The sequence below is a fragment of the Sporosarcina sp. E16_8 genome (assembly GCF_017347095.1).
GTDB lineage: Bacteria > Bacillota > Bacilli > Bacillales_A > Planococcaceae > Sporosarcina.
In genome coordinates, this window is sequence record NZ_JADPRZ010000029.1 from 25,244 (window position 1) to 42,562 (window position 17,319).

Genomic DNA, 17,319 nt, shown 5'->3' on the forward strand with positions numbered 1-17,319 from the left:
CTTTTTGCAGGGATTACTTCGTCATCATTAAAACTTTTTTATCGTGCCCTTTAAACTTTACTGTCAATTTTAACGTTTCATAATCGATAACTTCAAATGCCTCTGATGCCTGCTTGATGATATCTACGTCATCCATGTCGGGTTCAAGCGAAAGTTCCTCGAATATTTTATTGAGTTTTTCCATGGCTTTATCACCATGCAAATAGAAATCTTCCATTTGGTTTTCGTAAGTTGCCTCTGTTTTATCACGCTTTTCATCATAATTGGCGGTGACTGCTCCTTTAATCTCTTTAGTATCAATTGCTACATCAAAAGCGGTGAAGCCGTATGTATCACCAAGCGGCTCTTTTGGCGAATCAGATTCTGTTACTAGGTTCTTATTGCTACAACCAACAATCAATAGTAGGGCAGAAATCATCGCGATTCGTAAAACTATGCGCATTATTGTCAACTCGGTCATCCTTTCCGGCCTTATCTAAAGTAGACTACTGTCAATCTAACCGTTGTAAGGGGAAGTTATACGGATGGGAACGACAAATCTGTTATACCAATTGCGTGTCAGAATTAAACACCTAGGAAGAACAGTACGACGGGAATGGTGATAATACTGATTAGTGTAGTGAGAAATGTTGTAAACGATACAAGATCAGGTTCCGTCCCAAATTGTAAGGCAAGCATCGTTGTATTCGCTGCTGCCGGCATGGATGCCTGTACAATAATGACCGCTCTTAGAAGGTCATTGACCGGCATGAAATACAAAATCCCAACAGCAATCAAAGGAGAGGCTATCATTCTGATGGTACTGACTGCAGAAACATAACGGTAAGCAACCCTTTTTCGCGAAATAGCCGCAAGCTGCATACCGAGTACGAGCATCACCGTAGGAATGGATGCATCGGCAACGAGACTGATGGCTTCCATGATTGCGGTTGGAATAGGTGCTGAAACTAGCTGTAGTACGATTCCTAAAAAGGCGGCGTAAATAAGTGGCATGCGGATCACTCGCTGTGCTGACTGGCGTAGTGTAGATTTTTCTTCTCCACCGATTGATGCAAAGAAGATACCGACAGTATTCATGAGTAACGATTGAAACACCATCATAATGACGGCATAGTCAAATCCGACGGTTCCGAATGCAAACAGGACTACTGGTGCCCCGTAGTTCCCGCTATTCATAAATACGCCGCCAAGAATCATTGCAGATAATTGTGACTGTGTTGCCTTCATACTAAGGGCCGTAATCCACACGACAAGTAGCAGTATAGTTGTCAGGAGTAGACTAAATATCACAATATAGAAATAGTCCATCGTCAATTCATTTGAATAGAATGTCCGGAACGCTAAGAAGGGCGACATTAAATAAAGGGCTGCTGTTGAAATAGACTTAATATCAAAGCCTATAAATTTTTGTCCAATGTAGCCAATAGAGAAGATAATAAATACCGGTAAAATAATTAAGATTAAATTCATTAGGGGTTCAGCTCCAACAGTATGACCTGTTACTAGCATATCAGAATTCGGACTATTCAACTATATAGGGTGGAATAAAGAATTCCAATGAATTAGCTACGGCGCAAGGCTTATATGTGTATATATTTTTTCAACATCACATGTGTTGATTAACCAAAGGTAACCAAAAAGTATCTTGATCACCCCATGCCCACTACTTGTATAGTTGCATTTTTGGATCGCTTTGGATTGAATGACTTCTAAAGATTTCCGAGATGTCTGGATGTGTAGGGATACGACTTTGTCGCATACCTACACAGTTTTTTCCGTAATCGTATGGTGGTCATTCATCCTCACTGCTCCGAAAGCATAAGTACACAAAGTGCTAAAACTTTTTGGGACGAAAGAATAGCTGGCTTCTTACCTGGTTAAAAGCCGCCAAAGATGCAATTTTGGCGGCTGATGCTTTCTCTATGGTTTTTCTTTTTTTATTTTAAAGAAGTGTCACTTTCTATAAGGTATCAAAAGATTACATGCATAATCTTTGCTAATAGTTAGCAAGAAGCACATTATACAATGTGCAAGAGTGCCCGAAATTGTATCTTCGGGCACTTACACTCTCTATAGAAAGTCATCTATTCTTTTTTTTCAAAATAACTGCATTTTCCACTTGAATAGTGGAGGAACGCGACAGGCAACTATTTGAAACAAGATTATTGAAAAAGTGTGGCTAGAAGTGAGGGAGTCACTTCTAGCCACACTAGGCCACCTCAGTAAATCTGTCATGAATAGTTAGCCGTAAGCAGGCCGAAAATAGTCCAGTGAAAATGAAGGTCATCAAGCCCTTTTCACCAGTATTTTACGCAAATAAATGGCTAATCAACAGACGTGTTCAACATATACAGTATTCGTTCACAAAAAAGTACTCTTTGATAAGGCACTGATTTACTTCTTGCTATACAATTATAGGATAGCGTTTTATTCAATTAGTAATGGAGTGAATGACATTTATGATGAAAAATGAACAGTCTACAAAAACGTTTAAAAAACGTAATTATAAACCATGGATTATTGCACTTTCTGTTATACTTATCGGCGCAATTGGCGTCTTGTCTGGAATGCGAGGAGTTAAGGATTTTGATGCGTTCGATCTAACAATTTTGCCTTTGACGAATGCAATTTTGAATAGTTTTACGTTTGTATTCCTGGTATGTGCTCTTATCGCTATTCTTAAACGAAATATCACTGTTCATCGCCGTTTTATTTACGCAGCGTTTGTAACAACGTTTCTCTTCCTAATTACGTACGTAGCTTACCATTATCTGGCTCCATCCACGCCCTACGGTGGAGAGGGCTTTATGGCTGGGTTCTATTACTTCATTTTAATCACACATATTATCCTTGCAGCAGCTATAGTCCCGCTTGCATTGACGAGTGTGGCACGCGCATGGAATATGGAGAATGAGCGTCATAAGAAAATTGCTCGTTGGACAATGCCGATTTGGCTGTATGTTAGTTTCACTGGTGTGTTGGTTTATATACTGATTTCGCCTTATTATTGAGTGAATTGTTGGAGTTAGTATAGATGTATGGCCACAAACATACTTAAATTAACATCATAGTAGTACATGAATTAGCACTGCCTTTTGGTGGTGTTTTTTTGTTTGGAAAATAAGTCAGTGAAATTGAATACTATATCGTGAAAACGTTATTTAGAATGTTTATTTTGAATTAATGGAACCTTCTGCATTAATAAACGTACTGATAGTAGAGAATTCTATTTTAGGTAAAGGATACCTTTGAAAAAGAGTAGGTTTTTTTGTGAGTACCGTGCGGCGGTCATAACAAGCTTCGTGCCGGTCATAAATGCAGCCATGGCGATTACTACGAGCTCAATGGCGGTCATAACATAATCGGCAGTTATTAGTAAGAAAAGTAACACCTTGAAACCAAGGACAAGTACTTAAATTAAATCATTTAATAATGGGGTTTTTAGTGAAAAGTACAAGTGAAAGGGGTCATACCTATGAAAAAATGGAGAAGCATCGGTATCTTTATTATCGTTATTACTGTACTCGCGGCATGTTCAAAGAAGGAGACGCCCGAAGATAGGCTTTCAACTTACGTCAAATTATGGAACGATGCCGAGTTTACAAAAATGTATGATGAATATGTGAGTGAAGCTTCAAAAGATGCTTTTGGTTCAATTGAATACATTGACCGAACGGCGAAACTGTATAAAGATTTGACTATCACGGATGTAAAAGTCGTTTTTACTAAGCCAGATGGAGATAAGAAGTATGAATCTGAGGATCAACCTGAGTTTCCTGTTCACATTACAATGGAAACACTTGCAGGTCCAGTGGAGTTCGAGAAAAAAGTGATGATGACATATGGTGAATCTGGTGAAGATGAAAATTGGTTTGTTGAATGGGATCCATCTTTCATTCTGCCAGATTTAACGATGGCAGATAAAGTGGGCATTTCCACTATTTCTTCAAAGCGTGGTGAAATCTTTGATCGCAATGGATTGCCTTTGGCTATAAACGGAAAAGGGTACGAAGCAGGAATCGTCCCAGAAAAATTCAATGAAGAAAAAGATGTAGAAAAACTCGCAACAGTACTTAGTACAACACGAGAATTTATTAACAAACAACTAAATCAAAGTTGGGTCAAGGCAGATCAATTTGTTCCTATTAAACAAGTGGCATCCAGCCAAGTGCTGATTGTTGAAAAAATGATTGAAGTTCCAGGCGTTACCTATACACAAGTAGAAATGCGGGAATATCCATATGGCGAGTCGCTTTCACATCTTACGGGCTACATCAGTCGTATTAATGCTGACGAATTAGAGAAAGTTAAAACTCAGGGCTATAGGGAAACTGATTCTATCGGTAAACGTGGGCTGGAACAGCTTCTTGAAGAACAGCTCCGTGGTCAGGACGGGGTACGAATATATATTGAGAAAACGAAGCAAAAAGCAGAGAGAATTACGATAGCTGAGAAAACTGCGGCAGATGGTAATTCAGTCACGTTAACAATTGATGCTGAACTTCAACAGAAGACATTTAATGCAATGAATGGTGAAGCGGGTACAGCGGCAGCAGTTGATCCCAAAACTGGAGAAACACTTGTTTTGACAAGTTCGCCTGCTTTCGATCCAAATGAACTTATGATTGGTGTCAGTCCATTGCGTTATAAAGAATTGACTGAAGATCCTTTACAACCACTATTAAACCGATTTGCAGCCACATATGCGCCAGGCTCGGCGATAAAACCGATTACAGCAGCTATTGGATTAGAAGCGGGAACAATTGATCCTAATATAGGCCGTACAATTGAAGGAAAGAGATGGAAGAAAGATGAGTCATGGGGTAATTTTGGGGTCACAAGGGTTTATACGCCACCGAATCCAATTGACTTGAAAAAAGCACTGGCTTACTCGGATAATATCTATTTTGCCATGGAAGCACTAAAAATGGGAAAAGGCACCTTAACTGAAGGCCTAAAAAGATTCGGTTTTGGAGAAGATATCCCCTTTAGTTATCCAATCCGAACTTCACAAATATCGAATGATGGAACGATTGGAACAGAAGCACAACTTGTTGATACCTCCTATGGACAAGGTCAAATGTTAATAAACATCGCTCACTTAGCTTCAAGTTATGCCCCAATCATTAATGATGGAAAGATGTTCAAGTTGGTATTATTCGAAGATGAACCAAAAAGTGAAATATGGAAAGAAGGACTAATTTCAACTGAGAACGCTGCTATACTTCGAACAGACTTACGTGAAGTCGTTGTCAATGGCTCTGCCAAAGATGCAAATATCCCTTCTGCTAAAATTTCTGGGAAGACAGGCACTACAGAGTTAAAGTCATCACAGGAAAAAGGCGGCAAGGAAAACGGATTCTTCGTCGGTTATCAAACGGAAGAATCATCTTATATTCTGGCGATGATGATTGAAAGTATAGAAGATAAAGGTGGAAGTAGCCATGTAGTAAAAAAGGTTGCTCAAGTCATAGGGAACTAATAGCTGTTTAAAAAACTAAGGAAAACGGTATTCCTTAGTTTAAAGGGGATGATTTTACCGGATTCATATATAATAGAGCACATATTTCCACAACAAAAGGACCTTTTCAGGGTCCTTTTGTTGTGAAGAAATTTCAGTTGAAGTCCTATTAAGGGTTCGTCGACCATAAACCAGCAGACTTAACAAGAATACGTGGGTGTAGTTTCAACTGGGCGACCATTACTTCTGCAAGATCTTCCGGTTGCATTACTTTTTCAGGATTGCCGTCTGTTAAGTTTTCACTGAAAGCCAAATCTGTAGCGACTGTGCTTGGTGTCAATGCGCTGACGCGGATATTATGCTTTCTCACTTCAAGCATAAGTGATTCTGTAAGTCCGAGAACGCCGAATTTTGATGCACTGTATGCGCTAGTCACAGGCGCGCCTTTTTGTCCAGCAGTTGAGGAAATATTAATGATGTCTCCTGATTCTCTTTCGATCATTTCAGGTAGAACAGCTCGTGTGACGTAATAGACGCCCATCAAGTTAACATCGATTATATTTTTGAATTCTTCTGGTGAAAGTTCAAGGAATTTGCCGAATTTACCGATGCCTGCATTGTTAATGAGAATATCGATTGGGCCAAGCTCTGATTTGATATGTTCGACTGCGGCAATGACCGATTCATTATCCGATACATCGGCAGTTGCCATTGTTACGTCAACTCCATATTCACGAAGTTCTTCTGCAACCTTCTCAAGATTTGCAGCCGTTTTTCCAATTAGCCCTACATTGATGCCTTCTTGAGCAAAAGCAATGGCTGTCGCGCGGCCGATACCTCTGCCTGCACCAGTAATTATAGCGTTTTTACCTTTTATGATTTGCATACCTAACACTCCCTCTATGAAAGTTTCTACATAGAGAAGTATAACAAATACAGCGTGAATTAGTGTCTATGGCGATTATAAGAAACGTTTAGGAGTAACTTAGGTAAAAAATGTGGTAACACTCGCAATTAGTTACCCCAAAAATTATTTCAGCTAAATTTCGACTGTTTCCATACCATCAGTGATTTACAGCTCTTTTAGACTTACACACGGATAATTGAATTCGTCACTAAGCTCTTCGTGGATGGATTTTATGGAACTTTACTTCATTAAATTATCTTTTTGATTTGATACTTGACTACCATTCCTTTTCCAAAGTTCTGATATCGTGACGAATTCATATCCCTGCTTCTTAAGTGCAGGTAGAATTTCCTCGAGTGCTTGCACGGTTTGGGAGCGATCACCGCCCGCATCGTGAAATAAAACGACATCACCTGGTTTAGCGCCTGACAATACCGTTGTTACAATGTTATATACCCCTGGTCTTTTCCAATCTTTTGTATCTTGATGCCATGACCACATAACTACTCTAAACCCATTCTCAAGGGCAATATTAATAATACGATCATTATAACTTCCACCTACGGGCCGATACAAAGATGGATAAGTACCGGTAATGTCATAAATGACCTCATTTGTCTTTATTAATTCAGATTTTAGCACTTCTGCAGTTTTTGTATAGGGGTGGGTATACGTATGATTGGCTATTTCATGGCCCTCATCTTGTTCTCTGAGGATAATAGCAGGAAATTTCTTTGCGCGCTCGCCAATGACAAAAAATGTAGCCTTCGCATCATATTTATTAAGTACATCTAAAATTTGTGGTGTATATATAGCGTGCGGACCATCGTCAAAAGTAAGCGCAATGATTTTCTCTTCAGTGTTGATATCCCAAAGTACATAGCCTTTATCTTCGTAATAAGGCCTATCTTTCTCCGTTGCAAAAGAAACATAAGCGATTGAGAAAAACAAAACACTAACAATTCCTATTTTTAATCCCCAATACTTCACGTATTATTCCTCCTTGCCTTGCTAATTTGGCAGAGGATTTTTTTGTGTTTATGTCCTCGCAAATAGTATTTGTCAAAGAGGGAGGATTATACGGCTAAATTTTTGTACTTTGAATCATGTATTTCTCATCCAGACTGGACTTGATCATAAGGATAACGGAAAGACTCTTTTTTCGGTTTCAACAATAAAAAGAATAATGTCAGTGGACCAATGCGACCTAAAAACATCACCGCACATAATAACACTCTTCCAATAGCACTAAAGTCCTCGGTTACCCCCATTGATAATCCAACAGTCCCGAATGCTGAAAAGACTTCGAATGCCAGAGGAAATACTGGGATGGTTTCTGTAATTGTTAATAAAAATATAAAACCAAAAACGATCATAGTACTAACCGCTGCAATTGCTAACGATCGAAAGATGATTTCAAATCTGATTGTCCTCCCAAAAAGATGAGGTTCCCGTATGGATCTAAAATAGGAAATGGTTGCTAAGATAATAATCATAAATGTGGTCAATTTAATACCCGACGCAGTTGAGGCACTACCTCCGCCAATGAACATGAGGAACATTGTGAATAACAAAGAAGCATCTTCCATGTCTCCAGTCGGGATTGTGTTAAAGCCGGCGGTACGAGGTGAAACCGCCTGGAAATAAGATGCCAGTGCTTTATCGGCCAATGAAAAGTCAGCAATTGTATGCACATTGTTAAACTCAAGAACAAAGATTGTCACTGTGGCCACACAATTTAATGCAATCGTTCCGGTAATCATCATCTTCGTATGAAGTGACCAATGCACGAACGACTTATTTTTAATAAGATCTAGCACGACTACAAACCCTAGTCCTCCAATGATCAGTAATGAGGAAAGAACAAGATTAACAAGCGGATCGCTAACAAATTGAGAGAGGTTATCAGGGAATAATGAAAAACCAGCGTTATTAAATGCTGAGATGACATGGAAAGTACTGTAATAAGTTCCATCTTGCAACCCGAAAGTTGGTACCCAATAGAACGACAGGATAATAATGGCGACCCCTTCAACGATCAGAACGAACTGAAAAATCTGACGAACAAATTTGACCATTCCTCCGAGCGTTTGAAAACTAAATGATTCTTGTAGATAAATTCTGTTCTGCATTCCAACTTTGCGACCAAGCAATAAAAGTATCGCTACAGCAAATACCATCAAGCCGATTCCTCCAACTTGAATTAGGGACATTAGGACAATTTCACCGAATAAGGTGAGTGTAGAGCTCGGGTCGAATACAATGAGCCCCGTCACCGTCGTTGCAGACGTTACCGTAAATAGCGCATCTATCCAAGAGATTGGATGTTCAGTCGCGATTGGCAATTTCAAAAGTAGCGTACCGATAAGGATTAGCAGCAGGAAATTCCCGGCAATCACCACTGGAGGGGAGATATGTCGTTTATACTTTTTCTTTGAATGCATATGCAGGCTCCCATCCTATAGAATATGAATCCTTATAGCAGGATTGTTGATTAACCAACTAGAGTAAACCTTTCCCATTGAAATTTCTCAATGGGGAATAGTATTATCCATTCGACTGTTACTATCTGAGCTAAAAGACGAGAGTGCAACAGCGGATAGAGTTTATGCATGTCAGCTTGATAGTGTTTAGTTGCTTACATATTATCAGAACAGCTACCTTTTCACTATACTTTTTTTGGGAATAAACAACTATATAAGTTGAACAAATGAATACCTATATTAACTGAGAGAAGATGCCTAACAAGGTGGAGCCTAAGCCAATTCAATAGGATACTTTTTATCAACCTATACAGGCCTGAAAAAGTAATAGTTAGAATAAGACTACTGGAAGGTTGAAACCGCTTACAATAAATGTGGAAATACTGTTGACATTGTTTCAAAGAGCCCTTAAGATATTTATTAACGACTATTAAGCGACAGTTAATAATTTTGAAAATATTTCATTCTGGGGGAATATAGATGGAACAACAAAAAGAGAGAAAAATTGGTTTTTGGATGGCACTACTGCCTTTAGTCGTCATGATTATTGTCATGATCTTTACGGTTGTTAAATTAGAACAAGGCCCTCATATTCCATTGATAATTGGAACGTCGACTGCTGCTATTGTAGCGTGGAGAGCAGGATTTACTTGGAAAGAAATTGAGGAAATGATGTATAAAGGTATTCGTTTGGCACTTCCGGCTGTCGTTATCATTATTTTGGTAGGGCTTACAATTGGCGCATGGATGGGCGGAGGAATTGTCGCCACGATGATTTACTATGGTTTGCAAATCATTACGCCCGCTTGGTTTCTCGTTACAATTTGTCTTATTTGTTCAATTGTATCTTTGGCAATCGGTAGCTCATGGTCGACGATGGGAACGATCGGCGTAGCCGGAATGGGAATCGGTTTAAGTATGGGGATTCCAGCAGGCATGATTGCAGGAGCAATTATATCTGGAGCCTACTTTGGGGATAAAATGTCACCGCTTTCAGATACTACGAATTTAGCAGCGGGGTTAACGGGGACGGATTTGTTTGATCATATCAAGCACATGTTTTACACGACGATTCCTGGACTAGCGATCGCCCTTGGCGCCTATGCATATTTAGGGAAGCGTTTTGCTGAAAACAATATTGAAGTAGCTGAAATTGCACAAACGGCAAAAGTACTACAAGAAAACTTTCTTATTTCACCTTGGCTTTTAGTTGTGCCACTTGCAGTCATTGTTTTAGTAGCCTTAAAAGTACCTGCAATTCCAGCACTGGTTGTAGGTATTGTACTAGGGTTCCTTTCACAAATATTTATACAAGGTGGTTCTCTTATAGGAGGGATTGAGGCGTTGCAAAGCGGGTTTACAATTGCCACGGGAAATGTAATGGTGGATGAATTATTTAACAGGGGCGGATTAGATTCGATGATGTATACAGTCTCCATGACGATTGTTGCTATGACATTCGGTGGGATATTGGAGTTTTCAGGGATGCTTCAGGCATTGATGAACCAACTACTTAAAGTTGTTAAATCTTCCGCGTCGTTAATTATCTCGACAATCGGGGCTTGTTTCTTAACAAATGCATCTTGTTCAGAGCAATATATCTCAATTGTTGTGCCATCACGGATGTTTAGTAAAGCGTATCAGAATATGGGTTTGCATTCGAAAAATTTATCGCGTGCACTAGAAGACGGTGGAACGTTGACTTCTGTTTTCATCCCATGGAATACGTGCGGTGTATTCATTTTTGGAACATTGGGCGTTAGTGTTGTCCAATACGGCCCATATGCCATACTGAATTTGGCTGTTCCATTGATATCCATTATTTATGCCTTAACAGGCTTTACGATTGTAAAGTTGACTGAACAAGAAAAGGAAAAACTTGCAGTAGATGAATTATCAGAAGAGAAAATGAACAAAGAGGTCAATTTGGCTTAATAACAAAAACGCAAGTGCCTGTTCAGCCTCGACAAGTAGGAGGGATGAAGAACAATCCCCCCTCACTGTATGACCCACGGCTTGTGGGCCCATGGGTCTAGACGATGAAAGAATGGAAAGTCCACTTCTATTAAGTGAACTTTCCATTCTTTTTAAAAATAAGGGCGAAAGTTAAATTCATATAAAGCACGGGGTCTTCCTTGCCGATATGTCATTTCTTCGCCAATGATTGTTGCATACTTATAGTCGACAAGTTTTTTTAATGTACGTTCAGCGGTCCTTCGTGAGACGTCTAAATATAATGCCAAGTCATTTGCAGTAAATTGTTTCGTTTGACGTACCCGGCTGTATTGCATCAATTTAGAAATATTTACAGGGCTGAGTTTCGTTTTTTCTGCCATCTCCACGAGGGCAGGTTCAGTGGTTTTCATTTCAACGGCTACGTCCGATTGTGGGTATGGACCATGCAATCTTTTGTTTGAATCTAGCATGTAAAAAGAATGACCATCACTTTGCTGTATAAGATTGAGTGCGAAATTCGCGTTTTCGGTTGCGTCAATGATTGATTCACCACAGCCAAATGCCATTTTGGCTTTAGTAGCAAGTGATTGAAACACAGATAGGAATTCCTTGTTTTTTATAGCAGATTCGATATTTCCCATTGAAGTGTACAGAGTGAAATCCCCGTCTTGGGCACTCCAACGTGCCTGCATGATAGACGCTATTTTAACAATGGACGTTTCAACGTCTTGTCCCGGAGAAATTACTTTCACAATTCCGACTGCAATCTGGGCGGAATTACTTTTTTGTAACAATGCTAGCTGTTTTGCTTGTTCAATACTTCGAAGAATTGTACTTTCAGGGTCGATCATCTTACACGCAGGAATGTCGTGCTGCTGTAGCTGTTCGAAAACAGCATGGACACTTGTAATCGCCATATCTGTTTTACCTTGTAAAGAAAGAGTCTGATGGTAGGACGTTATGGTAGTGATTTTTTCATCATCTTTTATCAAGTGAACAAAAGGTAGTTCCACACATCGACCCAAATCATTGAGCACATGTTCAATATAGCTTTGCTCACGTACATCGATGGATACGCGGCTCAAATCCTGCTGATTTTGTGCAGTTAACTGAAGCAATGTAATGGCTACAGCTGTTTCGTCTTGTTGCATGAAAACGGCTGGAATCGGTAAGGCATCAAGTACCTCCCGGGAATAAAAGTAAGGGAGTGAGCCTGAAAACAACAGGGCATCACACGGTTTAAGCTTTTGCAGTAGACGAGGTGCTTCACTGGGTTCGGCGTAGCGATACCAGTTAAGTTCAATATCTTTGCGATTGCCGACAAGTTGTTCTGTGCGATGGCAAAAATCAGTTGATCCGATAACTGCGATTTTAATTTTCACGATGAACCCCCAATGATTAGCGACTATTTAACGACAATGATACAATAAAAAGTAGAGTTTGCCAATAGAGAGGATTTTGACATATGAAAATAGCTGAAATTGAAATTTTCGCGATTCACTTACCACTTTATGAACCCTTTGTTATCAGTTATGCGACTTATGATTACATGCCATCCATCATCGTGAAAATCACAACGGATGCTGGTATAGTCGGCTATGGAGAAGGTGTTGCGGATGAACATGTAACGGGCGAGAGTTGGAAAGGCACTTTCGAGATTTTGAAAAATACCCTTGCACCGAAGTTAATAGGCGAAAATCCTATGAATATGGAGCGAATTCATGAACTGATGGATGCTGAAATTTATGGCGTTCCAACGGCGAAAGCCGCAATTGACATAGCGTGCTATGATGTCGCAGGAAAAGCACTTGGAATACCTGTTTATAATCTTCTTGGAGGCAGGTACCACGAAGAGTTTCCGATTACGCATGTATTGAGCATTGCAGCTCCGGAAGCAATGGCTAGAGAAGCAGAAGAACATGTAGCCGCTGGATACCGTTCGATGAAAATGAAAGTCGGTACCAATGTGGCTGATGATGTGTTACGCATTCAAGCGGTACGCGATCGTGTAGGCGAAGAGATCGCAATTCGTGTCGATGTGAACCAGGGGTGGGAAAATAGCGCCAATACACTACAAGGTCTTCAAAAATTGCAGGATTGTTCGCTCGATTGGTTGGAGCAGCCTGTACGTGCTGATGATATAGACGGTATGGTCGAAGTGAAATCTAAGTCTTCCACTCCAATGATGATTGACGAGGGCTGTCGTGGCGTGCGTGATATGAAGGAAATCATTGCGAAGCGTGCTGCTGATAAAGTGAACATCAAGTTGATGAAGTGCGGAGGTATTTATCCGGCAACCAAGCTTGCTCATATGGCGGAAATGGCGGGAATTGAGTGTCAGATAGGTTCGATGGTAGAGTCATCTATCGGATCAGCAGCAGGATTCCATGTAGCTTTTTCGAAAAAGATTATTACAAGTGTGGAATTAACAGGTCCGCTTAAATTCAGCAAAGACGTTGGAAATTTACATTACGACGTTCCATTTATTCGTTTGAGTGACAAGCCAGGATTAGGAATCGACATTGATGAGCAAGTGTTGCTGGAACTGACTGTGTTCTCAGAGAAGGTAATCGGATGAAGCAACAGCATCTTCTGAAAAATGGGTGTGAAATTACTATTGTCCGCTTAACAGCAGCTCAGCTGGATGAAATCCTTACACTTCAATGGAAAGTGATTGAATCGTTATCTACGGGTTCCTTTTTACAGCCGTTGACTAAAGAAGAGTTTAGTACTATTTTAAACGGCAAAGGGCTCATGATTGGTGCCTATTATAATGAACAACTGATTGCATTTCGGGCCATGCTTGAACCGGAACTTGATGAAGAGCATCTAGGGAAGGATGCGGGACTGCCTAGAGATGAGTGGCCGCTTGTGTTATATTCCGAAATCTCAAATGTTGATCCGGACTTCCAAGGCAATGGCTTGCAAGTGTTATTGGGGAAAGTACTAATGAAGGAAGTCGATCAACAGCAGTTTCGCTACATTTATACAACTGTTGCACCATTTAATATTGCCAGTCTAAAAGACAAGTTTACACATGGTATGCAAATTGTGGCGTTAAAAGTGAAATATGGTGATTTGCTCAGGTATATTTTGATGAAAGATTTAACAGGCCCTTTAAAAGAACAGGATACTTTGGACAGTTGCTTTGTCTTGATGGCGGATACTGAACAACAACAACAGTACCTGTATGACGGTTGGATGGGGACGGGCATTGAACAAGTGGATAACCAATGGGTTGTTCGTTTTGAGAAGTGATCTTGATAGGAAAACACCTTACTTTACAGATATGAACTGTACCCTGTAATACGGATACATAAAAAAGAACCATTATATTAGTTGAACGAAGGGGTCACACTTTTAGCGCTTGTCGCTTCGATTTCCCAAGTAAGCGCATCCGTTGGAGACTACGCTCAACAGATATAGTTCAACTTGCTAGGAGATGACCTCGGGATTGTGCCGGTGTCATCTTCTTTAAATCCCGCTGAATATTCGCTGCGCTTTTGTTCTTTGTATCTATCCCTGATTAATGCTTAAATTTATCAGAATGTTTATACCATTATGCGAAATGATATTGATTCCGTCTCTAGCAAGTGGTAAAATTCAATTCTGTTTATAAATCCCCAACATCTCCCATACAGCCACACGGGACGCAAAATACGACAAATGGAGGATCTGTATGTCTCGGAAACATCCTGACTTTGATTTTGAATTACAGCGCCTTGACTACACCAAACAGTACATGCAACAACTGTTGGAGGAATCACGACGCGACGTGAAATCCTCTCAAGAACAGATTCGCCAGTCGATGGCTGACTTGGATTATTTGGATTCCAGTTTAAGTTATATCAACATTTTGACAAATGCCAGATTTTTTGAAATTGCCCGTTCTCAAAAAGAGGGACTAGAGGCCATTCAACAGAAGCCCTATTTTGCCCGGATTCATTTTCGAAAGGAAGAGGAGGCGGATGAGCTACTCTATATCGGCAAGACATCTTTATTCCACCGGGAAACACAGGAACCGATTATCGTCGACTGGCGCTCGCCGGTTGCAAATGTTTATTACGATGGAAGACTTGGTGCTCTTTCCTATAAAGTGCGAGATGAGGAGTTCGAAGGACATCTCTATTCCAAACGGCAGTATCGAATTGAGGAAGGTGAACTTCTTGATATCCGTGATGTCGATCTTACAACGAACGATGAACTCCTCCAGGAAGCCCTTGCTGGCAAGGCAGACACACGACTGACCGAAATTGTGTCGACGATTCAGGCCGAACAAAATGCGATCATCCGTGCGAATTTGAAACAACCGATTATTGTACAAGGAGCGGCTGGAAGCGGAAAAACAACAATTGCCCTTCACCGGATTTCCTATTTCCTCTATACAATGGGTGAAGATTTCCCTTCTGATAAATTGATGATTTTGGCACCAAGTAAATTGTTTATGGATTATATTGCGGATGTGCTTCCCGAACTCGGTGTCGGACGTATCTGTCAGACGACATATAGCGAATACGTCATAAGTGCTACGGGATTGAAATTAAAATTGACAGACTCAGACGCCAAGTTAGAACAGCTGACTGAAACTGACACGCTAGATGCAAGTTTGCTTTTTGTAACACGCGTGAAGGGAAGCCTTCAATACCGGGAAATCATGCGACGCTATGTGCATAAGCTGGAACTGGATATGGCTGAACTATTTGAAGATATCTTTATTGAAAAATATCGGATCATAAAAGCTACTCGGTTGAAACAGCTATTTTTGAAAGAGTTTTCGTATATGCCAGTCGAGAATAGACTGGATAGAATTAAAATTATTGTTCAAAGTGACGTTAAGCGAAAACGGAAACAACTTATGGATATGCTGACGACAAAATATGACGCTGCACTTGATAAGGCGTTATATGGCATACGGGATGATGAAAGACGGAAACTGAAGTTAACAAGAATTTTGGAAGAGCGCGACGAAAGACTTCCTGCAATTGAAAAGGTAGGGAAAACGGTTGCCCAAGCCTATATGCGTAGATTCAAAAAGTTCAACGTCAAGAAATTGTATCGGGATTGGCTAACAAGTAGCGAACTACAAGCAGAATTTGCATACGAGTGGTCTAACAGTGAAAGGAATGTTTTTTTTGAGGCACATAAAAAAGAGTTTTGGGAAATTGAGGATTTAGCCGCTCTTTATTATTTGCACACAAAGCTGAGAGGCATTGCAGATGAATGGAAAATGAGGGTTGTTTTCATCGATGAAGTTCAGGATTATAGCGAATTTCAGCTCGCTTCAATGCAAGACGGTCTAGAGACGGATATGTTTACAATGGTTGGGGATCTGGCCCAAGGAATTCATAGTTACAGATCATTAACATCATGGGAACCGATAAAGGCACTGTTTCCAAGGGCTACGTATACGACACTTCAAAAAAGCTATCGAACGACAATTGAAATAATGAATTTGGCGAATCAAGTACTTGCCCAGATGGATGAAAATCTACCACTTGTGGAACCGGTTGTTCGTCATGGAAGGGAACCGGAGTATTATGAGATGCATGAGTTGGTTGCTGTCGAGATTCAACGTATTTATGAAGGAATTATCAAACGTGGCCATCAATCCGTTGCACTTATCTGCAAAAATAGGAAAGAGGCTAGAGCGATTTTTATTTTACTGAAGGAGTTTGGAATGTCGGTCCACCTGGTCGGAGAGCAATCTGGAATCAACGACAATTGTCTGCTGATTGTTCCAAGTCACTTAGCAAAAGGATTAGAATTCGACGCGGTCATTATTGCTGCTTTCGACGAGCCATTCCGAAATCATCCAATTGACCGAAAGTTACTATACGTAGCGATGACAAGGCCAATGCACGAACTGCATATTGTTGGTGAGGAAGGTTCGTTATGCTGAGATATAAACAGTTTTTGAAGATTCCTGAAGATGAAATTGTTGATGGGATTTTGCAACTACATGAAAGTGTTTTCAAAGGTTCCAATATGTTAGTAGAGAAAATAAAGTCAAAGCCTAAAGTTTTAATAAATGTAGCTTTAGATCAGTCAACGGTGGTCGGTTATAAAATTGGTTACGAGCTTAACTCGGATAAGTACTATAGTTGGTACGGGGCAGTTCATGAGGAGTACAGAGGAAAAGGAGTAGCATCGAGGCTACTGGATCAACAACATTGCTATTTAGTTAAATCGGGTTATCAAATTGTTCAAACAAAGACGAGAAATAAGTGGCGAAGTATGCTTATACTTAATATTAAAAAGGGATTCAACGTTATGGAAACATTCACGGATGACGAGGGGATTCATAGAATTGTGTTGGAGAAAAAATTGTCTACAAACAAAATGTCTGTCAACAGAATTCCAAACGATTGAGATTAAAAAATACCAAGTGCCATTATTGGCACTTGGTATTTTTTGTGCGCCCAGCATGGGCGTAATCTATAGGGTGGAAGTCCCGAACTGTGAAGGTAGAAGTAACAGTTAGCTTAACGCAAGGGTGTCCATGGCGACGTGGA

13 protein-coding genes are annotated in these 17,319 nt (G+C 40.2%); 7 read left to right on the forward strand and 6 right to left on the reverse strand.

What is annotated here, in order from left to right:
- Positions 1-13: 13 nt before the first annotated feature.
- Both I2484_RS14720 and I2484_RS14725 read right to left on the reverse strand, forming a co-directional pair.
- On the reverse strand, positions 14-442 hold the full coding sequence (locus I2484_RS14720; RefSeq protein ID WP_255551462.1) for a YusW family protein: 429 nt from the start codon (positions 440-442) through the stop codon (positions 14-16).
- 122 nt (positions 443-564) lie between these two features.
- Positions 565-1,470: an AEC family transporter gene (locus tag I2484_RS14725; RefSeq protein ID WP_207151799.1), complete on the reverse strand. Its 906-nt coding sequence runs from the start codon at positions 1,468-1,470 to the stop codon at positions 565-567.
- Between the two features lie 992 nt (positions 1,471-2,462).
- Here I2484_RS14725 and I2484_RS14730 point away from each other — a divergent pair.
- Both I2484_RS14730 and I2484_RS14735 read left to right on the forward strand, forming a co-directional pair.
- Positions 2,463-3,011 (forward strand): DUF420 domain-containing protein, encoded by a 549-nt coding sequence (locus I2484_RS14730; RefSeq protein ID WP_481886413.1) that lies wholly within the window; start codon positions 2,463-2,465, stop codon positions 3,009-3,011.
- A 464-nt stretch (positions 3,012-3,475) separates the two neighbouring features.
- On the forward strand, positions 3,476-5,482 hold the full coding sequence (locus I2484_RS14735) for a penicillin-binding transpeptidase domain-containing protein (protein ID WP_207151801.1): 2,007 nt from the start codon (positions 3,476-3,478) through the stop codon (positions 5,480-5,482).
- Between the two features lie 148 nt (positions 5,483-5,630).
- Here the strand turns inward: I2484_RS14735 and I2484_RS14740 are convergent, their stop codons facing one another.
- The 3 genes from I2484_RS14740 to I2484_RS14750 form a co-directional block, all read right to left on the reverse strand.
- On the reverse strand, positions 5,631-6,347 hold the full coding sequence (locus tag I2484_RS14740) for a 3-ketoacyl-ACP reductase (protein ID WP_207151802.1): 717 nt from the start codon (positions 6,345-6,347) through the stop codon (positions 5,631-5,633).
- A gap of 261 nt (positions 6,348-6,608) precedes the next feature.
- Positions 6,609-7,358, reverse strand: coding sequence for a polysaccharide deacetylase family protein (locus tag I2484_RS14745; RefSeq protein ID WP_207151803.1), 750 nt, complete (start codon positions 7,356-7,358; stop codon positions 6,609-6,611).
- A gap of 125 nt (positions 7,359-7,483) precedes the next feature.
- Positions 7,484-8,812 (reverse strand): TrkH family potassium uptake protein, encoded by a 1,329-nt coding sequence (locus I2484_RS14750; protein WP_207151804.1) that lies wholly within the window; start codon positions 8,810-8,812, stop codon positions 7,484-7,486.
- Between the two features lie 519 nt (positions 8,813-9,331).
- On the opposite strand from I2484_RS14750, the gene nhaC reads away from it, so the two are divergent.
- Complete coding sequence (nhaC, locus tag I2484_RS14755) at positions 9,332-10,786, forward strand: Na+/H+ antiporter NhaC (protein WP_207151805.1); 1,455 nt, start codon at positions 9,332-9,334, stop codon at positions 10,784-10,786.
- 152 nt (positions 10,787-10,938) lie between these two features.
- Here the strand turns inward: nhaC and I2484_RS21865 are convergent, their stop codons facing one another.
- Positions 10,939-12,189, reverse strand: coding sequence for an HTH domain-containing protein (locus I2484_RS21865; RefSeq protein ID WP_207151806.1), 1,251 nt, complete (start codon positions 12,187-12,189; stop codon positions 10,939-10,941).
- Between the two features lie 83 nt (positions 12,190-12,272).
- On the opposite strand from I2484_RS21865, the gene I2484_RS14765 reads away from it, so the two are divergent.
- From I2484_RS14765 to I2484_RS14780, 4 genes are all read left to right on the forward strand, one after another.
- Positions 12,273-13,385 carry a mandelate racemase/muconate lactonizing enzyme family protein gene (locus I2484_RS14765; protein WP_207151807.1) on the forward strand — a complete coding sequence of 371 codons (1,113 nt, stop codon included), beginning with the start codon at positions 12,273-12,275 and terminating at the stop codon, positions 13,383-13,385.
- Positions 13,382-14,065, forward strand: coding sequence for a GNAT family protein (locus I2484_RS14770; protein WP_207151808.1), 684 nt, complete (start codon positions 13,382-13,384; stop codon positions 14,063-14,065). The genes I2484_RS14765 and I2484_RS14770 overlap by 4 nt, the downstream gene beginning before the upstream one ends.
- A 421-nt stretch (positions 14,066-14,486) precedes the next feature.
- Complete coding sequence (gene helD / locus I2484_RS14775; protein WP_207151809.1) at positions 14,487-16,706, forward strand: RNA polymerase recycling motor HelD; 2,220 nt, start codon at positions 14,487-14,489, stop codon at positions 16,704-16,706.
- On the forward strand, positions 16,700-17,176 hold the full coding sequence (locus I2484_RS14780) for a GNAT family N-acetyltransferase (protein ID WP_207151810.1): 477 nt from the start codon (positions 16,700-16,702) through the stop codon (positions 17,174-17,176). The genes helD and I2484_RS14780 overlap by 7 nt, the downstream gene beginning before the upstream one ends.
- The last annotated feature ends 143 nt before the right edge of the window (positions 17,177-17,319 follow it).